This is a genomic window from Oikeobacillus pervagus, from assembly GCF_030813365.1.
Lineage (GTDB): Bacteria > Bacillota > Bacilli > Bacillales > DSM-23947 > Oikeobacillus > Oikeobacillus pervagus.
This window is the reverse complement of the sequence record NZ_JAUSUC010000037.1, coordinates 1-18,567: the sequence shown is the minus strand read 5'-3', so window position 1 is coordinate 18,567 and position 18,567 is coordinate 1. Positions and strand designations below refer to the sequence as shown.

Here is an 18,567-nt window from a genome sequence, read left to right as displayed (position 1 = left end):
TGCTCTCGTCTTTTCATTCTAATAGCCACTCTCTATTACACACATTCCTAGTAATAGTAGAAATCCGCAAAATCCCTTTTCTTAATGCTTCATTGATGATACAACATCTTTTAATGGCTGATCCACAGTTCAAATAGCGCACACAATCATAAAAGTCTTCTTCTAAATGATCCATGGATCATTTAGAAGAAGACTTCTCTGTTCCAAAATGGAACTTGGAAAGCTGATCGATTTCTACAAGCAACAGCCTATCCATGCTGCACTTCAACTTCTTTGAGTACACATCTTCCCTTGCCGAATGGGATACAAAGCGGAGTTCCGAATAATGGATCCCTCGTCACTTGACAGTCCATTTGGAATACTTCCTTCACAAGCTCACAATTGATAACTTCCTCTGGTCTTCCTTGATCATAAATCTTTTTATCCTTAAGAGCGACAATATGATGTGCATAACGGCAGGAAAGATTTAAATCATGGAGTACCATGATAATCGTCCGTTTTTCTTTTTCATTTAGTTCGAATAATAAATCCAAAATTTCAATTTGATGGGTCATATCTAAATAGGTGGTCGGTTCGTCAAGCAAGATAATATCCGTTTCTTGAGCTAATGTCATCGCAATCCAGGCACGCTGTCGCTGTCCACCTGAAAGGGAATCGACCGTTCTCTCAGCCAAGTCGGTCATTCTTGTGGCCTGAAGTGCCCGTTGCACGGCCTCTTCGTCTTCCTTCGACCATTGTTTTAACCAACTTTGATAAGGATAACGCCCTTGTTTCACAAGCTGAAGTACGGTTAACCCTTCTGGTACTTCTGGGGACTGTGGTAAAATAGCTAAACTTTTGGCTACTTCCTTTGTTGGAATCTTGGCAATGGATTTCCCTTCTAAAATGACCGAACCATTTAAAGGCTTTAATAACCTTGCTAAAGATTTCAATAGAGTGGACTTTCCACATCCATTACTACCAATAAAGACGGTTATTTCACCTTTTGGAATCGTTAAATTCAACTTGTCAATAATTAAGGTATTTCCGTAGGATAAGGACAATGCCTCTGTTTTTAAAGCATTCATGAATCAAGACCCCCTTAAGAGTTTCTAGTTTTATATAAAAGGTAAATAAAATACGGTGCTCCAATTGCGGCAGTGAAAACTCCTGCTGGAACTTCAAGTGGTAAAAATACCGTTCTCCCAATTAAATCAGCCAACATGACCAGTAGACCGCCAATCAGTGCGGATACCGGAAGGACTGCGCCAAAACTTGAACCCACTAGTCGTCTTGCCATATGTGGTGCCATGAGCCCGACAAAACCGATACCACCGCCAAATGCAACAGCACTCCCTGTTAATGCAGCGCTTAATAGAAGTAAAGCAAATCGGTTAAACTGCACACGACTACCAACACCTGCGGCAATAGGGTCTCCAAATTCTTGTATGTTAATCGTCCGTGTCATGACAATCGTGATGAAGAGAAGCAAGATAGTAATGGGCAAAAGAATTTGTACTTGCTCCCAATTTGCCGTATACACACTACCCGTGATCCAAACATTTGCCTGGGCAGCTTGATAAATTGGTCCTTTAATCATTAAAAGTGTCGTGATTGATTTTGTTAATAATGTGATGCCAATTCCGATTAGCACAATTCTGAATGATGATACTCCTTTTTTCCAAGCTAGAAAATAAACGAAAAAGGATGTGACAATTGCCCCAATAAAAGCTGACACAGGCATCCAGCTAATACTAACAGTCAACGAATGGTTGCTATCAGAAAATATGGCTAAAAAAAGCATGACGGCTGTCGATGCACCGCCCGTGACCCCTATAATATCTGGTGATGCCAACGGATTACGAACTAAGTTTTGCAAAATGCCACCCGAAACCGCCAAGCACATCCCAATTAATAAAGCGATCAAAATTCTTGGCAAACGAAACGAATTGATAATTAATTGATTCATCTCATCACCCATGCCAATGATCGTTTTAAATGATTCAAATGGTGAAATCATAACTTCACCGACACTTGTCGACACAACCAAAACAATAAATGTAAGAATCAAAAAGATCAAAGCGACCAAGAATGCTTTTCTATCTACTAAAAAGGAAATAAACCCTTTTCCTAAACGAACAGAGGAATACTTTTTCATGATTATTTGAACCCCCCTCTAGCAATGTATATGAAAAAAGGTGTTCCAATAATCGCCGTCATGACACCGACCGGCACTTCTTCTGGCATGACGACAAAACGCGCCCCTATGTCCGCTAGAACTAAAAGGATACCGCCAAAAACAGCAGAGTAAGGTAAAATCCAGCGATAATCATTTCCTGCTACATATCTTGCAATATGAGGAATCACAATTCCGATAAAACTAATCGGACCGGCAATCGCAACAGCTCCCCCCGAAAGAAGAATGACTGCAATCCCTGTAAATATTTTGACCATTCCGGTTTTTAATCCTAAACTTTTTGCAACATCTTCCCCCATCGCAAAAATATTCATTTTGGGGGCTAAAAAAATACAAAAAACAAAAGCGATCACGATATATGGAAATACTGAAGTTAAATACTCAAGCTTACGCCCTTGAACAGAACCGGCAAGCCAAAACAATACTTGATCTAGTGCTGCCTCATTTATTACTAAAAAGCCTTGCGTCATGGATGAAAAAAGTGCAGCCACAGCGGCTCCCGCTAAAGTAAGCTTTAAAGGAGTCAATCCTTCCCTTCCCAACGTCCCAATAAAGTAAACAATTAAACTGGAAATCGCCGCTCCCAAAAAGGCAATCCATACATACGCTTGAAGGTTGCTTATAGAAAAAATGGAAAACGCAACAACGATCGCAAATCCCGCTCCTGAATTAATTCCAAAAAAACTTGGTGAAGCCAGTGGGTTTTTCGTCAAAGCCTGAAGCAAAGCACCCGCCAAAGCAAGACATGCCCCTACAACCGAAGCGATGAAAGCCCTCGGCAAGCGAACATCGCGGATGACGATATGTTCATTTGACCCATTAAAATGAGAAAAGGCCTCCCAAGCCATTTTCCAGTTCGTATTTGTATAGCCATAAACAATACTCATACACATACTGAATAACAGCATTAAAATTGAAATACATAAAATAATTGCTCTCAAACGATTGGTCAAAACCATTTTTTGTCTCTCCTGATTAGCCAAAATTATTTCTTGATTCATATCATATTGTACCAAAAGTTAATGGGGATGAAAATCATTTTCAATTAAAACTACCTATCTTCATTGTAAATACATATTGACATCTGCCATAATCCTGAATATTATTATTATTGTAAATGAAAATCATTATCATTATATTATAGTTATGGAGGACATATTATGCGTTCATATTCAAAGGCAACACTTGCTTTTGTGGCTGCGCTTTTCTTACTCGTTATGGCTGCATGCGGAAACAACGATACATCTAAAAAAGAAGAGGCCACAAAAGAAAAACCAAAAGAAGAACAGGCCTATACAATCAAACATGCCATGGGAGAAACACCCATCCCGAAAACTCCTAAACGTATCGTCATTTTAACAAATGAGGGAATTGAAGCACTTTTGGCAATGGGAGTTAAACCAGTTGGGGCTGTCGAAGCTTTTTCAGGCGACCCTTGGTATGACCATCTTTCAGATCAATTAAAAGGGGTCGAAGTTGTCGGGACCGAACAAGAAGTAAATGTTGAAAAAATCGCCGCACTTCAGCCTGATTTAATTATCGGCAACAAAATTCGCCAAGAAGCGATCTATGATAAATTAAATAAAATTGCCCCTACCGTGTTTGCTGAAACATTAAGAGGAGACTGGCAAGAAAACCTACAACTTTATGCAAAAGCGATCAATAAGGAAAATAAAGGAAAAGAAGTATTAGACAACTATAATAAACATGTTGAAGATGTGAAACAAAAACTCGGCGACAAAACGAACCAAACAATTTCCATGGTTCGCTTCATGCCCGGAAGAACTCGTATTTATTATACAGATTCTTTCTCAGGAGTCATTTTTGATCAATTAGGATTTAAACGCCCCGAAAATCAAGAAAAACTTTTTGAAAACCCTGGAAAACTTGGAAAACTTGCGGTTGAAGTAGATAAAGAGTTAATACCTGAAATGGATGGTGATATCCTATTCTATTTCACATACGCACCTAAAGATGACAAATCAGGGCTGGAATTAGAAAAAGAATGGACAAATGATCCGCTTTGGAAAAACTTAAATGCTGTTAAAAACGAAAAAGTCTATAAAGTAGACGACGTAATTTGGAACACAGCAGGCGGAGTAATCGCAGCAAATGAAATGTTAGATCAACTTGAGGAAATGTTAGCTAAATAAGATGGAAGAACAAATGAGAAAGCGCCGCAGGTCTTGTTTACGGATTTCGTATCCTTTGACTGAGATAAAGGAAACAAAAGCGAGGTAGTCCACAAGCTGATGTTGACTTATCGGAGGAAAAGACGGAGAAATACGCTAGACGATAGGCGCTGTAGGCTCGCCGTGGACAACACTTTTTAAAAGCTTATCCACTGTTCAAAATTTTATAGTTTCCTAAATAATAAAAGAACAGGAAGTAAGTTTATTACTTCCTGTTCTTTTATTTTTAGGCTGTGTGAAAGGCCAAGTTTTTTCGTATTTTATTCCATGCTTACATAAGCAAGTCTATCGATCTTTTTTAATACTAGTGCTTATCGTTCGGTCAATAAGACCTGTTAACGCTTCGATCCCTTTCGGTTCTAAATGTACACCATCTGGAGTAAAATATTCCTGATGATTTATCGCTACAGAATGCCAATCAATCAACGTAATATTTCCGTGCTCTTGGGCTTTTTTATATAAAGCATCATTCACTTTATTTTCCCATGAACGTGGTACACGTGTATTGATTAAATAAATATGAGCATTTGAGAAAGCGTTTAGCAATGTATCTATTTGATCATTAGTAAAATAACCGTTTGTTCCAAGTTGGATAATAACTGCTTTATCTGGGTGATTGAAATTTGCGTAACCAGGCACTAATGCAACGGCTTGATACACTTGCCTTCCGACTTTTCCATCAATGGTCATATCCGGATATAATTTATGCAAACTTGCTGCAATATCTATCATGACAGAGTCCCCAATAGCCAGTATCTCCGTATAAGATTTCTCTTCCTGTACAACACTTGTATCATCTTTCTTCTTTTTTGACGCTTTCTTATTCTGTTCGTCATTTAGTTCCATTTCTTGCCCAGGATCTTGATCAAAAGAATTTTTCTCTAATTCAATACTTTCCTTCTCTTCAGAACTCTTCGTAACAGAATCTTTACTACCAGAAAACGAATCTTCCTCATTTATTCTTACTTGAGTTGGATATGATGCCATTAATTTCTTCGGTTCCTCCCCTTTACCTACACCCGCGATACCAGCCGTAAAGATTAGAAGGACTAAAGGTATGAGTACAGTTGATACTTTTCGCACTAAAGGAAAGCTTCTCCACTTTAAAATGTCGATTGCCAGATACTGCCGAAGGAATGGTCGGAATCCATGTTTTCTAATCGGCATTTCAATAAAACGATATGAAAATTCCGCGATGATCAATATAATCACTAATTGCAAAGCTACTCGCCAGTATACTGGATTTCCTATTTCATAAACAGGGGTACCCAACACTATAACAGGGTAATGCCAAAGGTAGATTCCGTAAGATCTCGAACCCATCCAGCGAAGGGGCTTCCAAGAAAGTAATTTCCCTAAAAAGCTGACAGGATGACAAACACAAGCGATCAGGATGGCTGCATTGATACAAATCAACAGCATCCCTCCTCTGTATAAGAACGCTTGATATTCATCCACCTGAAATATGCAAATGATAAAAATGACAAAAGTGATTATACTAATGATGTTTAGTGTGTGGCGAAGTCCAGCAGAAAGATTTTTGGACGAAAGTCTTTTCATGGGCCAAACAAGAGCTAGACAACAGCCAATAAGCAATTCAAATGAACGGGTATCTGTCCCATAATAGACACGGCTAGGATCTGTCCCCGGTTCATACAGAATGCTCATTAACATGGCCGAACATAATGCCCCAATAAAGACGAAAATGGACAACTTGCTTCGCTTTTTAAATACATATAGTCCAATTGTTAACACAATGGGCCAAATGAAATAAAATTGTTCTTCAATCGCTAACGACCATAAATTTTTCAAAGGTGAAGGAGAGCCGAAACTATCAAAATATGAGAGCTTATGGAAAATGAACCACCAATTGCTTGCGTAAAAAATAGAAGATATTGCATCTCCGCGCACAGTGTTAAGAAGCTCTCGGTTAAATAACACCACCCAAACGACAGTAGCCATAATCATGAAATAGGCAGCTGGAATTAAACGTCTAAACCGTCCAATCCAAAATTTACGTAAATTGACTGTTAACTGATCTCCTTGTACAGGCAAAATAGTAGATGTTATTAAGTAACCCGATAAAACAAAAAAGATATCAACACCTAGAAATCCCCCTTTCGCCCAACTGAAGCTAAAATGGTAAGCTATGACAGACAGTACTGCCAACGCTCGCAGTCCATCTAATCCAGGGATATAGCGGTGACTTTTTGTATTGCTTGACATACATAACTCCTCCAATTATCTGTATAACTTCTACAAGTTGATTTATGATGTTTCAAATTCCCACTACATGTTCAGGTATAATCTTTCTTACTGATATGTGCTATGAGATTTGTATCTGGGATGCTCTTCAAATTCGTTTATTAAAGCAGTTCCTTTAATAGACGTGATGATCTAACCATTAAGTTTCATAAGATATGAATTTTAAAATCTTAGTAAGGAAAACTTTTTTATTACTTTGAGCGTCTATTTGTTAGAGAGCTGGAAATACATTTATACCTGTTACAAATAAACTGAAAGGGAGGAATAGCTCTTTAATTTTTATGGTTTATCTTCTTTTTCCTATTTGGCCTAACACCATAGAGATAACAGGAAGATCCTAAACATGAAAAATAGAACCACAAAACGCCCTTTCTCCTATTTCTATTAGGAGGAAGGGCGTTTGTAATTTTTTAAACTAAAGATGAGTGAGAGAACTTTTCAAACAAGAAAAACATAATCCCATGTTAATGAATATATCTGTCTCCCACGAGGAGATCCGAAATAACCTCGGTTGGAATTTTAAACTCTACGGCTCCCATATATCCTGGGGCAACCTCATATTCGTCAAATGCAATTACCAATTTATAATCTCCACTAATATAAAACTGCTGGTTTGGATCAATTTGTGTAAAAGGTTCCATATCCTCCTCTGTTATAAAATAAAGTTTATTAGAGTCTGCTTTCATCTGTTGTTTCATTTGTTCTTTAATGTTTTCACTAATGACCTTTACATACTCATCATTTTTAAACAAGCTCTTTAAAGTGATTAATACTTGAGCCTCTTTATCAATTGAAATATATTGGTTTTGAATATACCCGGATGCTTCTGTTCTTTGAATAGTACGACGAATGGATAAAACGGCAGGCGTCTCTGTCACCTTTTCATAATCACTATCAATAGACAAATACCCTTTTTGAGAGGATGACGAATTTGTAAATTTCTCATATAACTTCTTGCTTTCTTCTACATATTTTTTGTTTAGGTTCTCTTCAAGCGTTTTATTCTCAAGCCCTGTAATAGCTGGGGTTTTAACATCAATACTGGAATGATCCTTTTCTTCTTTAATCTCGTTAAATGTAATAACTTCTAGGACCTCCTTGACAACAGGAATCTTAGATATAGCCCGTGCTGCATCTGGACTAAAATTGACTGTTACTGTTAATAATACTGCAGCTGCAGCCGCACTTGTTGGCCAAATATATAGTTGTTTCTTTTTCGGTTTGTTCTTAAGAGCTTTCCCTACAATGACATCTAATTCTTTCGGGATTTGCACATTCTTATATTCGTTTTTTAGTCTATCTAATTCTTTGTTCATTAAATTAGTTCCTCCTCGGTAATTGTAATACGTAATAACTTTAACCCTCTGTATAGGCGCGTTTTAACTGTGTTAAGGTTTTCTTCCACAATTTCTGCAATTTCCTCCAATTTTAAATCTTCAAAAAAGCGCAGAACAATAACGGTTTTATATTGGAGGGGTAATTCATCTAAAGCATTATGAAGATCAAAATTTTCGTATGAATCTTCTTTCCCATGACTTAAAAAGTCAATCGTTTGATCATCCGTAAGTATCCATTTCTTTTGTTTTCTTAGAAAATCGATTGCTGTACGAACGACAATTTTATAAAACCAACTTTTTATGGAGTTAGGTTCTTTAATGGCTTCAATAGAAATCAGTGCTTTTTTTATCGATTCTTGAACAATATCTAATGCATCTTCTTGATTTTTTACATAACTATACGCTAAACGATAAAAATCTTCTTTGTGAGTAGTAATACATTTGACGAACAGTGCATGTTTCTCCTTTTTTTTCATTACCTCAAAGAGCTCCTTTTGAAAGAAATACGTTTTATAAGCTGTTACATAGTATAGACGAAGAAGAGTTATAAAAAAGTTTGCTTAGGGGAGATTTTTTTTATCTCATTTAAATGCGGGGGGCTATGAATTGTGAATAAAACATACAGACAAAGCGGCTTGCTTTAAAATATTATTCTCCATTAACTCGTTTTCTCCCGAAGTTCTGTTGTCTTTTTCTATAAAGGAACCTGATGTCTGGCTTTTCCTAATTCATTGATCTAGTGTAGACGGAGTTAAATCACATTCATGAATATATCTTTTCTCGATTTTACCGTTTTCATAGAACATTTAAGCTTTAAATTCAGAGGTGAACTTTCTTCTTTGTCTTTTCATGATTAGGTCACTCCATTACTGAATAAGATGTTCATAGACCTTCGTAACAGGGCTACCTGGTTTCTAGGTATTTCTCCAGAAGACCATTCAACCATCCCCAACAAAATTGGAAAAAGGCCCCCAGGCTAAAAAGCTTGGGAGCCTTCAAAGCGCCAGTAATGAACGCTTTGGATATTGAAAGACTAACAGGCACCTTAAAAGAACGTATTTTTACATTCTTCTTTAACTTTGGTGATGGGCGCATTCCCGTAATTCTCTCATCAAGAGAACCTACTACCCAATAGACAAAGCCTAAAAACTTGGCTTTGTCTATTCTTTGAGTTGATGCATTGCTATATTAATTGACTATCTTTCAGTAAGTCATAAATAATCGTATCTTTTGTTTTGTGAACACCCAATTTACCGAGTTGCTTTAAGATAAAAGGTGCATCGATATCTGTTAATTTTTTTCCGTCCAGTAAACGTGATGTTGAAGCTAATAACGTGCGAATATCATAAACAGATGCAAATACTTCTGGAACACCACGGTCAATATTTAATAATTGATAAACAGCCTCCATCGCCGTTCTTACTGAATATTCAGTGGTAAAAACAGTGTCTCTTGCTGTTTCACTAAAGTTGCCAATAAAAGCTAGGTTAGCAGATCCTTTTGGCACAACTAATGGGCGATCCCCCATCGCTCTTGGCATAAAGTAAGATGTGATATATGGCATATAACACGGAATGGTATTACAGGAATTTTGCGCGAGATCCGGAATTTCATCCACCGGTACCCCCATATGATACAACCACTCTTGAGCAATCTCAATACCCGTACATTCTGTGATACTCTTTTTGATAAAATTACCCGGTTTGTTTGATAGTAAGCCGTAAATCCACACGACTAATTGATCTTTTGGTTGATTTTTAAAGTGAGGTTGCCGGTTCAATGTATAGCTTAGCATCCAATTAGAATCTGTAGCTGTGACAATTCCTCCTGTTACGACCTTACCAGCGTATGGATCCCTTTTACTGATTTTTTCAATATAAGGAGCCACACGATCATCTAATGTAGTCAGCGTGGCGGAAACAAACCAGCTTTCTTCCGGAAGATTATCACAGAATTTTTCTGGTCGACCAAACTCACCATCTTGTGCAGCGATATTTTTCCAAAGAGACCAACTGCCACCTAGATCAGTGCTTCTAGGGGCTGGCGTGTTATTGTCACCATAAGTCGTGCTCTCCGTAATACTCCCATTTGTTACAAATACTAATTCATTCTCTGTTAGCTCAATATTCTTCTTTACACCGTCTTTTCTTAACACTAACGTATGAGCTACTTTTTTGTCTCCCACTTGATCAACCAGGACATTTTCTACAACCGTATTAAATTGGAAATCAACATCATGACTTTTTAAATATTCAATCATAGGAAGTACTAACGATTCATACTGATTATACTTTGTAAATTTCAATGCTGATAAATCTGGTAATCCACCAATATGATGAATAAAACGCATAATATAACGACGCATTTCCATCGCAGAATGCCATTTTTCAAACGCAAACATAGTAGACCAATAGAACCAAAAATTCGATTCAAAAAACTCTTCTGAGAAAACATCCGTGATTTTTTTATCCTCTAATTTTTCCTCAGGGGTAAAGAATAGTTTAATCATTTCTTCAGATGATTGATCCGATAAGGTGAACTTCCCGTCATCCTCAAGTCTTTCTCCTCTATTCTTTATTAATCGACATTTTGAATAATTCGGATCCTCTTTATTTAACCAATAAAATTCGTCTAAAACCGAAGCATTTTCTACTTCTAACGAAGGAATGGAGCGGAATAAATCCCATAAGCACTCAAAATGATTTTCCATTTCTCGACCACCACGAATAATAAAGCCTCTTGTCGGATTAAGTATGCCATCAAGACTTCCTCCTGCAATATCCAGTTCTTCGAGAATATGAATATTCTCTCCGTTCATTTGGCCATCACGAACTAAAAAACATGCTGCAGAAAGTGAAGCTAGCCCAGAACCAATAAGATAAGCAGATTTTTCATCTACACCCTCAGGTTTTTTAGGACGTGCAAAAGCCTCAAAGTTACCATTGCTGTAGTACATAATACCGCCTCCCTGTTTATTATTCTAATATAGAATACCATGAATTTTTAGAGACATGGTAAAATCAGTTAAAAGTTAACAAAAAATTCAATTCCGGAATTTAAATGTTAATTTACATAACCTTCTAATTGGACACAGCAACTTTTTGTATGTTTATAAAAGACAGCCATACATGAAAACTCCAATGGAACTCCCATAACTTCTACCTTAAAGGGGAAAATCAATAAGATTAGATTTACATAATTATTATATTATGAATCCATAAAAAGGAATTGATTGCCTAATTTAATCAAAGCTGACATTAAAACTAAACACCCTAAAGTGGAATAACGTTCACTTCTATACCAAAACCAAGCATTTTTACCGTCATCACATCACTGATTAAAATGCAGAGAATTCCCCTTTTTAATAGCTGGAAAAGTAACAACTCGAGTTGTTTCGTCGGATAATATTCATGCGAATTTAGGAATAGTCCATTCCATCCCTATCATTCACTACGAAATAATACAATTAATTTCATAACAATTGCCCATAATAAGGACTATAAAGAAGGAATACAATTATTGGACAAAAGAATAATAGGCGTTGTAAAATATTGCTAATAGATGTCGAATTATGATACCTATGTGGTTTCTTTCACTTCAAAATGAATAAGCTTTTCAAATCTTCGTTAACACTGAAAGGGGAATTTTTATGAATTATCAAAACATTGCGGTTGCTGGTAGTGGTGTTTTAGGAAGTCAAATTGCCTACCAAACAGCTTTCAAAGGATTTAATGTTTCTGTTTATGATATTAATGATGAAGCAATAGAAGCTGCCAAAGATCGAATCTTGAAGTTAAAACCACGTTACCAGGAGGATTTAGGTGCAAGTCAAGAAGAAGTTGATGCAGCGTATAACCGCTTATCATTTTATAGTGACTTAGAGAAAGCAGTTGCTGGGGCAGATCTTGTCATTGAAGCTATTTCCGAAAGAGTAGATATTAAAGTTGACTTCTACACTAAACTAGGTGCAGTTGCCCCCGAAAAGACTGTGTTCGTTACAAACTCTTCTACATTATTACCAAGTCAATTTGCTGAAGCAACTGGACGTCCAGAAAAATTTTTAGCCCTCCATTTTGCAAATGAAATTTGGAAAAACAATACGGCTGAAGTAATGAAACACTCTGGAACAGACCCGAAATATTTTGATGAAGTTTTAGACTTTGCTAAAGCAATTGGAATGGTTGGTTTACCAATATATAAAGAACAACCGGGATACATTTTAAATTCCTTATTAGTTCCATTCTTAGATGCAGCACAATTATTATTACTAAAGGAAGTATCTGACCCTGAAACAATCGATAAAACATGGATGATTGCAACAGGAGCCCCACTTGGCCCATTTGCAATTCTAGATGTTGTAGGAATTAATACGGCTTACAACATTACCCTTGCAAAAGCTAAAGCAACTGGTACAGAGGAATACAAAAAATTAGCCGAACTACTAAAAACTGAGTATATTGATAAAGGAAAACTAGGTCGTGAAACTGGAGAAGGCTTCTATAAATATCCAAACCCGAGCTTTGCCCAACCTGGATTTTTGAAAGCTTAATTTTTTTTATTCTAAATAGATATCTACCATTTTAGTTCTTTTTAAGGATAAGTACGTAAGTCGGTTCATTCATTGAGCCGACTTTTTTTGAATCTTTTCATAAAGTTGGTTGTTATTCGCGCAAAGCGGATGATTCCTTACGATTCAAACAACCCAAAATTATTATCTAGAATTAATGCCAAAAAAAAGCACCAGCAAGATGCCGATGCTTTAAATCTGTTAAGTGCTTTGTAAGGTTTCAGCTGATTTGAACCAAAAAACGTCTGTAAACGTTGATACAATAAGGAATTGATTAACGTTTTGAGAACTGTGGTGCACGACGAGCGCCTTTAAGACCGTATTTTTTACGTTCTTTCATGCGAGCGTCACGAGTTAATAATCCTGCACGTTTTAATGTTGTACGATATTCAGGATCAGCTTGAAGTAATGCACGAGCAATACCGTGGCGAATAGCACCTGCTTGACCAGTGTATCCTCCGCCATTTACGTTTACTAATACATCATAGCTTCCTAAAGTTTCTGTCGCAACAAGTGGTTGCTTGATTACTTCACGTAGAGCTTCAAATGGGATGTAGCTTTCTGCTTCACGATCGTTGATAATGATACGTCCGTCGCCTGGTACTAAACGAACACGAGCAACTGAGCTCTTACGGCGACCAGTTCCGTAATATTGTACTTGTGCCAAAATAATTCCCTCCTCTTAATTATTATCCACGAAGTTCATAAACTTCTGGTTTTTGTGCTTCATGTGGATGCTCAGATCCTGCGTATACATGAAGTTTTTTGATCATTTGACGACCTAAAGAACCTTTTGGAAGCATACCTTTAACAGCAAGCTCCAACATTCTTACAGGATATTTTGTACGCATTTCTAATGCTGTGCGAGTTTTTAATCCGCCTGGATATTGGCTGTGACGGTAATAAATTTTATCTGTTAATTTTTTACCAGTTAATTCAATTTTCTCTGCGTTGATTAGAATTACATGATCACCAGTGTCAACATGTGGTGTAAATGTTGGTTTATGTTTACCGCGTAAAATAGATGCAACTTCACTTGAAAGGCGACCTAAAGTCTTGCCTTCAGCATCTACTACGTACCATTTACGCTCGATTTCATTTGCTTTCGCCATATACGTCGTACGCATGCTATTACCCTCCTAAAAATAAAAAATGAAAAGTACCATTGTATTTATTTATAACACGAATAAGTTCCGGGGCTTATCGTGGGGTTAAATATAATACCATATGATATAATATAACTTTCAGAACTCAATGTCAAGAAAATGTTACACCTGGTTTAGTTGTCATAAAAAACTCTCCATAGATACAATCCAGCTGCTGGTGCTGTTTTTCCCGCCATTGATCGATTCTTTGCCTCTAAAATCCGTTTGATCTCATTTGGAGAAATTTTTCCACTCCCTATATCCAATAAAGATCCCGTCAAAATCCGAACCATGTTGTATAAGAAACCATTCCCTATAAAATGAAATTCCAGTTCATCTTGACTTGAATGGATTGATATTTGTTCAATCGTTCGAACCTTATCTTCTACATCGGTTTTCGCGGAACAAAAGCTTGTGAAATCATGGGTTCCAATTAAATTCTTTGCCGCTTCTTCCATCCATTTCATATCCAATTTGTATGGGTAATGATAGGAAAAATTCCTTCTGAACGGGTCTTGAAAGGCACTTGTATGAACTTTATAACGATACTCCTTACCACTAGCTGAAAATCGCGCATGGAAGGAAGAATCGACGATTTCACATTCCTTTATACGAATATCCCTAGGTAACAACCCATTGATCGCATTCGGCCATTTATGAGGGGGGATCCTTAAAGGGGAATCAAAGTGGAGCACTTGTCCAACGGCATGGACTCCTGCATCCGTTCGTCCAGAGGCGAAAACTTTCACATCCTGTCCCTTATGAATCATTTTCAATGCCTTTTCAATACATCCTTGAATCGTTCGTCCATTTGGTTGAATTTGATATCCTGCAAAAGCGGTTCCATCATAACAAACGATACATTTGATTCGATTCATATCTGGATCCCTCACTACTCACTAATTTCTTAACATCCATAGCACTGATGTAAGTAATGCTAGGATGAAAATAACAGCTGTGTCTTTTTTCCTCCAGCTAAGGAGACGATACTTTGTTCTTCCTTCTCCCCCTCTATAACCTCTTGCTTCCATGGCAATCGCTAATTCTTCGGCCCGCTTAAATGAACTAACAAACAATGGAATCAGTAAAGGAACAATGGCCTTCAATCGGTCTTTTATCGGTCCACTTGTAAAATCCGTTCCTCTTGCCATTTGTGCTTTCATTATTTTTTCCGTTTCATCCATTAAGGTTGGAATAAATCGTAGGGAAATGGACATCATTAAGGCTAACTCATGTACGGGGAGTTTGAGCTTTTTAAAAGGATTTAATAAACTTTCTAACCCATCTGTAATTGAAATCGGACTAGTCGTTAATGTTAACAGAGAGGTGACCAAAATGAGAAGGAAAAAACGTAAAGAAATGAAGATCCCTTGACGAATCCCTTCAGCGTAAATTTTAATAAACCCTAAATGAAAAATAAGTTCCCCTTCTTTTGTAAAAAATAGATGTAAAAAGAAGGTAAATAAAATCAACCATAAGATTGGCTTCAAACCTGATAGTAAGAATCGAATAGGAATTTTAGATAACGATATTAGGACAAATGTAAAAACAACCAATGTCCCATAAGTTACCGCGTTATTGGCAAGAAACACAATACAAACAAAAGCAAATACAAAAATCAATTTTGATCTCGGGTCCAATTGATGAACAATGGAGTTAGATGGAATATATCGCCCAATAATGATTTTGTCCATCATGATGGATCACCGCTCTTTCTAAGATGATCTAACTCCTCAACAAGTTCTGAAATCGTTAAACACGTTTTATTCAATTTGATCCCATAATTCTTTTGAAGCGAGTATTGAAAACGGACGACTTCGGGTATACTTAAGCCTAAGGAAAAAAGTTCATCAGGAGAAGAAAAGATCGATCTAGGATCCCCCTTCTTATACACACAACCTTTATGCATAATCACTACCTGATCCGCATATTCGGCGGCATCTTCCATGCTATGGGTCACGAGAATAGTCGACAGTTTTTTTTCCTTATGTAATGTAAAAAACATGTCCATGATTTCTTTTCTTCCTCGTGGGTCTAGCCCCGCGGTAGGCTCATCCAAAACAATGACTTCTGGTTCCATTGCTAATACACCTGCAATGGCAACCCTTCGCATTTGACCACCTGACAAGTCGAATGGGGATTTATGCAATGTTTCCATTGGAAGACCTACTAGTTCAATTAGCTCTTGGGCCCGTCTCCTCGCTTCAGATTCAGATATTCCAAAGTTCATCGGTCCATAACAAATATCCTTTTCAACGGTTTCTTCAAATAATTGATGCTCAGGAAATTGAAAGACAATCCCAACCTTTTGTCTAATAGCTTTCAAGTTTTTTGCCTTTTTACCTGCTTCAATCACACGATCACCAATAATCACTGACCCACTTGTTGGTTGAAGGAGAGCATTTAAATGTTGGAGGATCGTTGACTTTCCGGAACCTGTATGTCCGATTATTGCGACAAATTCCCCTGAGTGAATATTGAAATGAACATTTTCAATCGCTTTCCGTTCAAAAGGAGTCCCAATTGAGTACCGGTATTCTATATTTTGAAGTTTAATGTCCATAAATCTTTCACCAGCTCTTCTTCTGTTAAATGATTATGAGATATCGCAAATCCCTTCTCCTGCAAATGTTTGCTCAATTTCACTGGAAAAGGAATATCAAGCCCTAAAGAAACTAATTCTTCGTCTAAGAGGAAAATTTCATTTGGAATGCCTTCTTTATAGACTTTTCCTCCATTTAAAATGATGATTCGATCTGCTTTTGCTGCCTCTTCTAAATCATGAGTAATGGAGATAACCGTTAAATCTTTCTCTGATTTAAGCTGTTTAATCGTATGAATCACTTCTTCTCTTCCTCTAGGGTCTAACATAGAAGTGGCCTCGTCCAATAGGATAATTTCAGGCTGTAAAGCAAGAATTCCAGCAATCGCAACCCGTTGCTTTTGTCCACCTGATAGATGGTGTGGCTCTTGATTGAGAAAGTGATCCATCCCTACACTATGTAAAGATTCTTTCACTCGTGTCACCATCGTGTCGAAATCTATGCCATTGTTTTCTAAACCAAAAGCCACATCATCCTCGACCGTCGTTCCAACGAACTGATTATCAGGATTCTGAAAGACCATTCCTACCTGTTTGCGGATCTCCCATACATTTTCTTCTGTTAAATCAAATCCACAAATAGTAATCTCACCTTTTTCAGGGAAATGGAGACCATTTAACATTTTTGCCAATGTCGACTTGCCAGAACCATTATGACCTACAATCGCAAGCCACTCTCCTTTTCTAACATCTAAGGAGACATCTTTCAATGCAAGATCATTCTGATTAGGGTAGCGAAAAGACACGTTTTTTATCGTGATTAATGGCTGACTCTCCATATTCAACCTCCTCTGTCTAGGCTAGACTTGCAACTCAACTATCATTTTTTCGTTTTTCAGGGAATCTTAAAGGTGTGGATACAAAAAAAGCCTGTACCTCATTCCAAAGAAAAGAATTCTTTTCCCGCTCTAGTAAGAGCCCCTTTTAAAAAAGGCTGGATGAGGTACATGAGCTAGACGAGTCCTATTATGCTCATCGTAACACTCAGCTTTTGAAACATGTAACGTTGCGTTATAGAAAAAGGGCATAAACGAGTTTGAAACTGTTTCGCCCTTGTTGTCATACAAAGATGTAAATTAAACTAATTCAATAATAGCCATTGGTGCACCGTCACCGCGACGAGGACCCATTTTCATAATACGAGTGTATCCACCTTGGCGCTCGCTGTAGTTTGGAGCAATCTCATTGAATAGTTTTTGAATAGCATAAACTGGTACTTCCTTCTTCTTGCCATCTTCTTTTTCAATTTCAATTGTTTCAGCTACTTCACGACGTAAAAACGCTGCAGCTTGACGGCGAGCATGAAGGTCACCACGTTTACCAAGAGTGATCATTTTTTCAACAACAGAGCGTAGTTCTTTCGCACGCGCTTCAGTTGTCTCAATACGACCGTTAATAATTAGATCTGTTGCTAAATCACGAAGTAGTGCTTTCCGTTGATCGCTTGTGCGTCCTAGTTTTCTGTAAGACATGAAGATTCCCTCCTTTTTTGAAATTATCTATTTGTATTGACCATTAATCGTCTTTTCTTAAGCTTAAACCTAACTCATCTAGTTTGGATTTCACTTCTTCTAGTGATTTCCGACCAAGATTTCGAACTTTCATCATATCTTCTTCTGTTTTATTGGCTAACTCTTGTACGGTATTAATACCAGCACGTTTTAAACAGTTGTAAGAACGAACTGAAAGATCTAGTTCTTCAATACTCATTTCAAGAACTTTTTCATTTTGATCTTCTTCTTTTTCAACCATGATTTCAGCATTTTGAGCTTCATCCGTAAGACCTACGAAAATATTTAAATGTTCATTTAATATTTTTGCTCCTAAAGAAATCGCCTCTTTTGGACCGATGCTTCCATCTGTCCAAACGTCAAGAGAAAGCTTATCATAGTTGTTTAATTGACCTACACGTGTATTCTCAACTTGATAGTTTGCCCGTGATACAGGTGTATAAATGGAGTCGATTGGGATAACGCCAATTGGATGATCATCACGTTTGTTTTGATCAGCCGGAGTGTAACCACGTCCACGTTGGGCTACTAATCGCATACGGAGATTCGCATTTTTCCCAAGAGTGGCAATGTGTAAATCAGGGTTTAAGATTTCCACATCACTATCATGCGTAATATCAGCTGCTGTTACAACTCCTTCACCCTGAACATCAATTTCCAGCGTTTTTTCGTCATCAGAATAGATCTTTAACGCTAATTTTTTTATATTCAAAATGATGGTTGTTACATCCTCCACGACGCCTTCAATTGTTGAGAACTCGTGCAGTACACC

At 37.3% G+C, this 18,567-nt stretch carries 17 protein-coding genes; 2 read left to right on the top strand and 15 right to left on the bottom strand.

Features of this window, described 5'->3' with window-relative positions; translation table 11 throughout:
- Nucleotides 1-248: 248 nt before the first annotated feature.
- From J2S13_RS12775 to J2S13_RS12765, 3 genes are read right to left on the bottom strand one after another with little or no spacing between them, the layout of a single operon-like run.
- Nucleotides 249-1,067, bottom strand: a complete 819-nt coding sequence (locus J2S13_RS12775) for an ABC transporter ATP-binding protein (protein ID WP_307258156.1) — start codon at nucleotides 1,065-1,067, stop codon at nucleotides 249-251.
- 14 nt (nucleotides 1,068-1,081) lie between these two features.
- The gene (locus J2S13_RS12770; protein ID WP_307258155.1) at nucleotides 1,082-2,137 is read right to left on the bottom strand and encodes a FecCD family ABC transporter permease; all 1,056 of its coding nucleotides are present in this window, start codon (nucleotides 2,135-2,137) and stop codon (nucleotides 1,082-1,084) included.
- Nucleotides 2,138-2,139: 2 nt separating this feature from the next.
- Nucleotides 2,140-3,135, bottom strand: a complete 996-nt coding sequence (locus J2S13_RS12765) for a FecCD family ABC transporter permease (protein ID WP_307258154.1) — start codon at nucleotides 3,133-3,135, stop codon at nucleotides 2,140-2,142.
- A gap of 201 nt (nucleotides 3,136-3,336) precedes the next feature.
- Here J2S13_RS12765 and J2S13_RS12760 point away from each other — a divergent pair, with 201 nt between their 5' ends.
- Entirely contained in the window at nucleotides 3,337-4,329 is a 993-nt protein-coding gene (locus J2S13_RS12760; protein ID WP_307258153.1) for an ABC transporter substrate-binding protein, read from the top strand.
- A gap of 324 nt (nucleotides 4,330-4,653) precedes the next feature.
- Here J2S13_RS12760 and J2S13_RS12755 read toward each other — a convergent pair whose 3' ends face one another.
- The 4 genes from J2S13_RS12755 to J2S13_RS12740 all read right to left on the bottom strand — a co-directional run bounded on the left by J2S13_RS12755 (nucleotide 4,654) and on the right by J2S13_RS12740 (nucleotide 10,926).
- Nucleotides 4,654-6,594 (bottom strand): acyltransferase family protein, encoded by a 1,941-nt coding sequence (locus tag J2S13_RS12755; RefSeq protein ID WP_307258152.1) that lies wholly within the window; start codon nucleotides 6,592-6,594, stop codon nucleotides 4,654-4,656.
- Between the two features lie 503 nt (nucleotides 6,595-7,097).
- Nucleotides 7,098-7,949, bottom strand: coding sequence for an anti-sigma-V factor RsiV (gene rsiV / locus J2S13_RS12750; protein ID WP_307258151.1), 852 nt, complete (start codon nucleotides 7,947-7,949; stop codon nucleotides 7,098-7,100).
- The gene (gene sigV / locus J2S13_RS12745) at nucleotides 7,949-8,446 is read right to left on the bottom strand and encodes an RNA polymerase sigma factor SigV (RefSeq protein WP_307258150.1); all 498 of its coding nucleotides are present in this window, start codon (nucleotides 8,444-8,446) and stop codon (nucleotides 7,949-7,951) included. The genes rsiV and sigV overlap by 1 nt, the downstream gene beginning before the upstream one ends.
- Nucleotides 8,447-9,153: 707 nt before the next feature.
- Nucleotides 9,154-10,926, bottom strand: a complete 1,773-nt coding sequence (locus J2S13_RS12740; RefSeq protein WP_307258149.1) for an oleate hydratase — start codon at nucleotides 10,924-10,926, stop codon at nucleotides 9,154-9,156.
- A gap of 693 nt (nucleotides 10,927-11,619) precedes the next feature.
- Here J2S13_RS12740 and J2S13_RS12735 point away from each other — a divergent pair.
- Entirely contained in the window at nucleotides 11,620-12,519 is a 900-nt protein-coding gene (locus J2S13_RS12735) for a 3-hydroxyacyl-CoA dehydrogenase (RefSeq protein WP_307258148.1), read from the top strand.
- A 292-nt stretch (nucleotides 12,520-12,811) separates the two neighbouring features.
- Here the strand turns inward: J2S13_RS12735 and rpsI are convergent, their stop codons facing one another.
- The 8 genes from rpsI to J2S13_RS12695 all read right to left on the bottom strand — a co-directional run.
- Complete coding sequence (rpsI, locus tag J2S13_RS12730) at nucleotides 12,812-13,204, bottom strand: 30S ribosomal protein S9 (protein ID WP_307258147.1); 393 nt, start codon at nucleotides 13,202-13,204, stop codon at nucleotides 12,812-12,814.
- A gap of 22 nt (nucleotides 13,205-13,226) precedes the next feature.
- On the bottom strand, nucleotides 13,227-13,664 hold the full coding sequence (rplM, locus tag J2S13_RS12725) for a 50S ribosomal protein L13 (RefSeq protein ID WP_307258146.1): 438 nt from the start codon (nucleotides 13,662-13,664) through the stop codon (nucleotides 13,227-13,229).
- 152 nt (nucleotides 13,665-13,816) lie between these two features.
- On the bottom strand, nucleotides 13,817-14,560 hold the full coding sequence (gene truA / locus J2S13_RS12720) for a tRNA pseudouridine(38-40) synthase TruA (RefSeq protein ID WP_307258145.1): 744 nt from the start codon (nucleotides 14,558-14,560) through the stop codon (nucleotides 13,817-13,819).
- A 21-nt stretch (nucleotides 14,561-14,581) separates the two neighbouring features.
- Nucleotides 14,582-15,379 carry an energy-coupling factor transporter transmembrane component T family protein gene (locus tag J2S13_RS12715; RefSeq protein WP_307258144.1) on the bottom strand — a complete coding sequence of 266 codons (798 nt, stop codon included), beginning with the start codon at nucleotides 15,377-15,379 and terminating at the stop codon, nucleotides 14,582-14,584.
- Nucleotides 15,376-16,245, bottom strand: a complete 870-nt coding sequence (locus J2S13_RS12710; RefSeq protein WP_307258143.1) for an energy-coupling factor ABC transporter ATP-binding protein — start codon at nucleotides 16,243-16,245, stop codon at nucleotides 15,376-15,378. Before J2S13_RS12710 ends, J2S13_RS12715 begins: the two co-directional genes overlap by 4 nt.
- On the bottom strand, nucleotides 16,221-17,063 hold the full coding sequence (locus tag J2S13_RS12705) for an energy-coupling factor ABC transporter ATP-binding protein (protein ID WP_307258142.1): 843 nt from the start codon (nucleotides 17,061-17,063) through the stop codon (nucleotides 16,221-16,223). The genes J2S13_RS12710 and J2S13_RS12705 overlap by 25 nt, the downstream gene beginning before the upstream one ends.
- 297 nt (nucleotides 17,064-17,360) lie before the next feature.
- On the bottom strand, nucleotides 17,361-17,756 hold the full coding sequence (gene rplQ / locus J2S13_RS12700; protein WP_307258141.1) for a 50S ribosomal protein L17: 396 nt from the start codon (nucleotides 17,754-17,756) through the stop codon (nucleotides 17,361-17,363).
- A 43-nt stretch (nucleotides 17,757-17,799) separates the two neighbouring features.
- Nucleotides 17,800-18,567: DNA-directed RNA polymerase subunit alpha (locus J2S13_RS12695; RefSeq protein WP_307258140.1), on the bottom strand; the 768-nt coding region annotated here is incomplete at its 5' end.

Excerpts from the sequence above, each read along its gene's own strand:
- J2S13_RS12775 (WP_307258156.1), bottom strand. The coding sequence starts at position 1,067 with ATGAATGCTTTAAAAACAGAGGCATTGTCCTTATCCTACGGAAATACC.
- J2S13_RS12770 (WP_307258155.1), bottom strand. The coding sequence starts at position 2,137 with ATGAAAAAGTATTCCTCTGTTCGTTTAGGAAAAGGGTTTATTTCCTTT.
- J2S13_RS12765 (WP_307258154.1), bottom strand. The coding sequence starts at position 3,135 with ATGGTTTTGACCAATCGTTTGAGAGCAATTATTTTATGTATTTCAATT.
- J2S13_RS12760 (WP_307258153.1), top strand. The coding sequence starts at position 3,337 with ATGCGTTCATATTCAAAGGCAACACTTGCTTTTGTGGCTGCGCTTTTC.
- J2S13_RS12755 (WP_307258152.1), bottom strand. The coding sequence starts at position 6,594 with ATGTCAAGCAATACAAAAAGTCACCGCTATATCCCTGGATTAGATGGA.
- rsiV (WP_307258151.1), bottom strand. The coding sequence starts at position 7,949 with ATGAACAAAGAATTAGATAGACTAAAAAACGAATATAAGAATGTGCAA.
- sigV (WP_307258150.1), bottom strand. The coding sequence starts at position 8,446 with ATGAAAAAAAAGGAGAAACATGCACTGTTCGTCAAATGTATTACTACT.
- J2S13_RS12740 (WP_307258149.1), bottom strand. The coding sequence starts at position 10,926 with ATGTACTACAGCAATGGTAACTTTGAGGCTTTTGCACGTCCTAAAAAA.
- J2S13_RS12735 (WP_307258148.1), top strand. The coding sequence starts at position 11,620 with ATGAATTATCAAAACATTGCGGTTGCTGGTAGTGGTGTTTTAGGAAGT.
- rplM (WP_307258146.1), bottom strand. The coding sequence starts at position 13,664 with ATGCGTACGACGTATATGGCGAAAGCAAATGAAATCGAGCGTAAATGG.
- truA (WP_307258145.1), bottom strand. The coding sequence starts at position 14,560 with ATGAATCGAATCAAATGTATCGTTTGTTATGATGGAACCGCTTTTGCA.
- J2S13_RS12715 (WP_307258144.1), bottom strand. The coding sequence starts at position 15,379 with ATGATGGACAAAATCATTATTGGGCGATATATTCCATCTAACTCCATT.
- J2S13_RS12710 (WP_307258143.1), bottom strand. The coding sequence starts at position 16,245 with ATGGACATTAAACTTCAAAATATAGAATACCGGTACTCAATTGGGACT.
- J2S13_RS12705 (WP_307258142.1), bottom strand. The coding sequence starts at position 17,063 with ATGGAGAGTCAGCCATTAATCACGATAAAAAACGTGTCTTTTCGCTAC.
- rplQ (WP_307258141.1), bottom strand. The coding sequence starts at position 17,756 with ATGTCTTACAGAAAACTAGGACGCACAAGCGATCAACGGAAAGCACTA.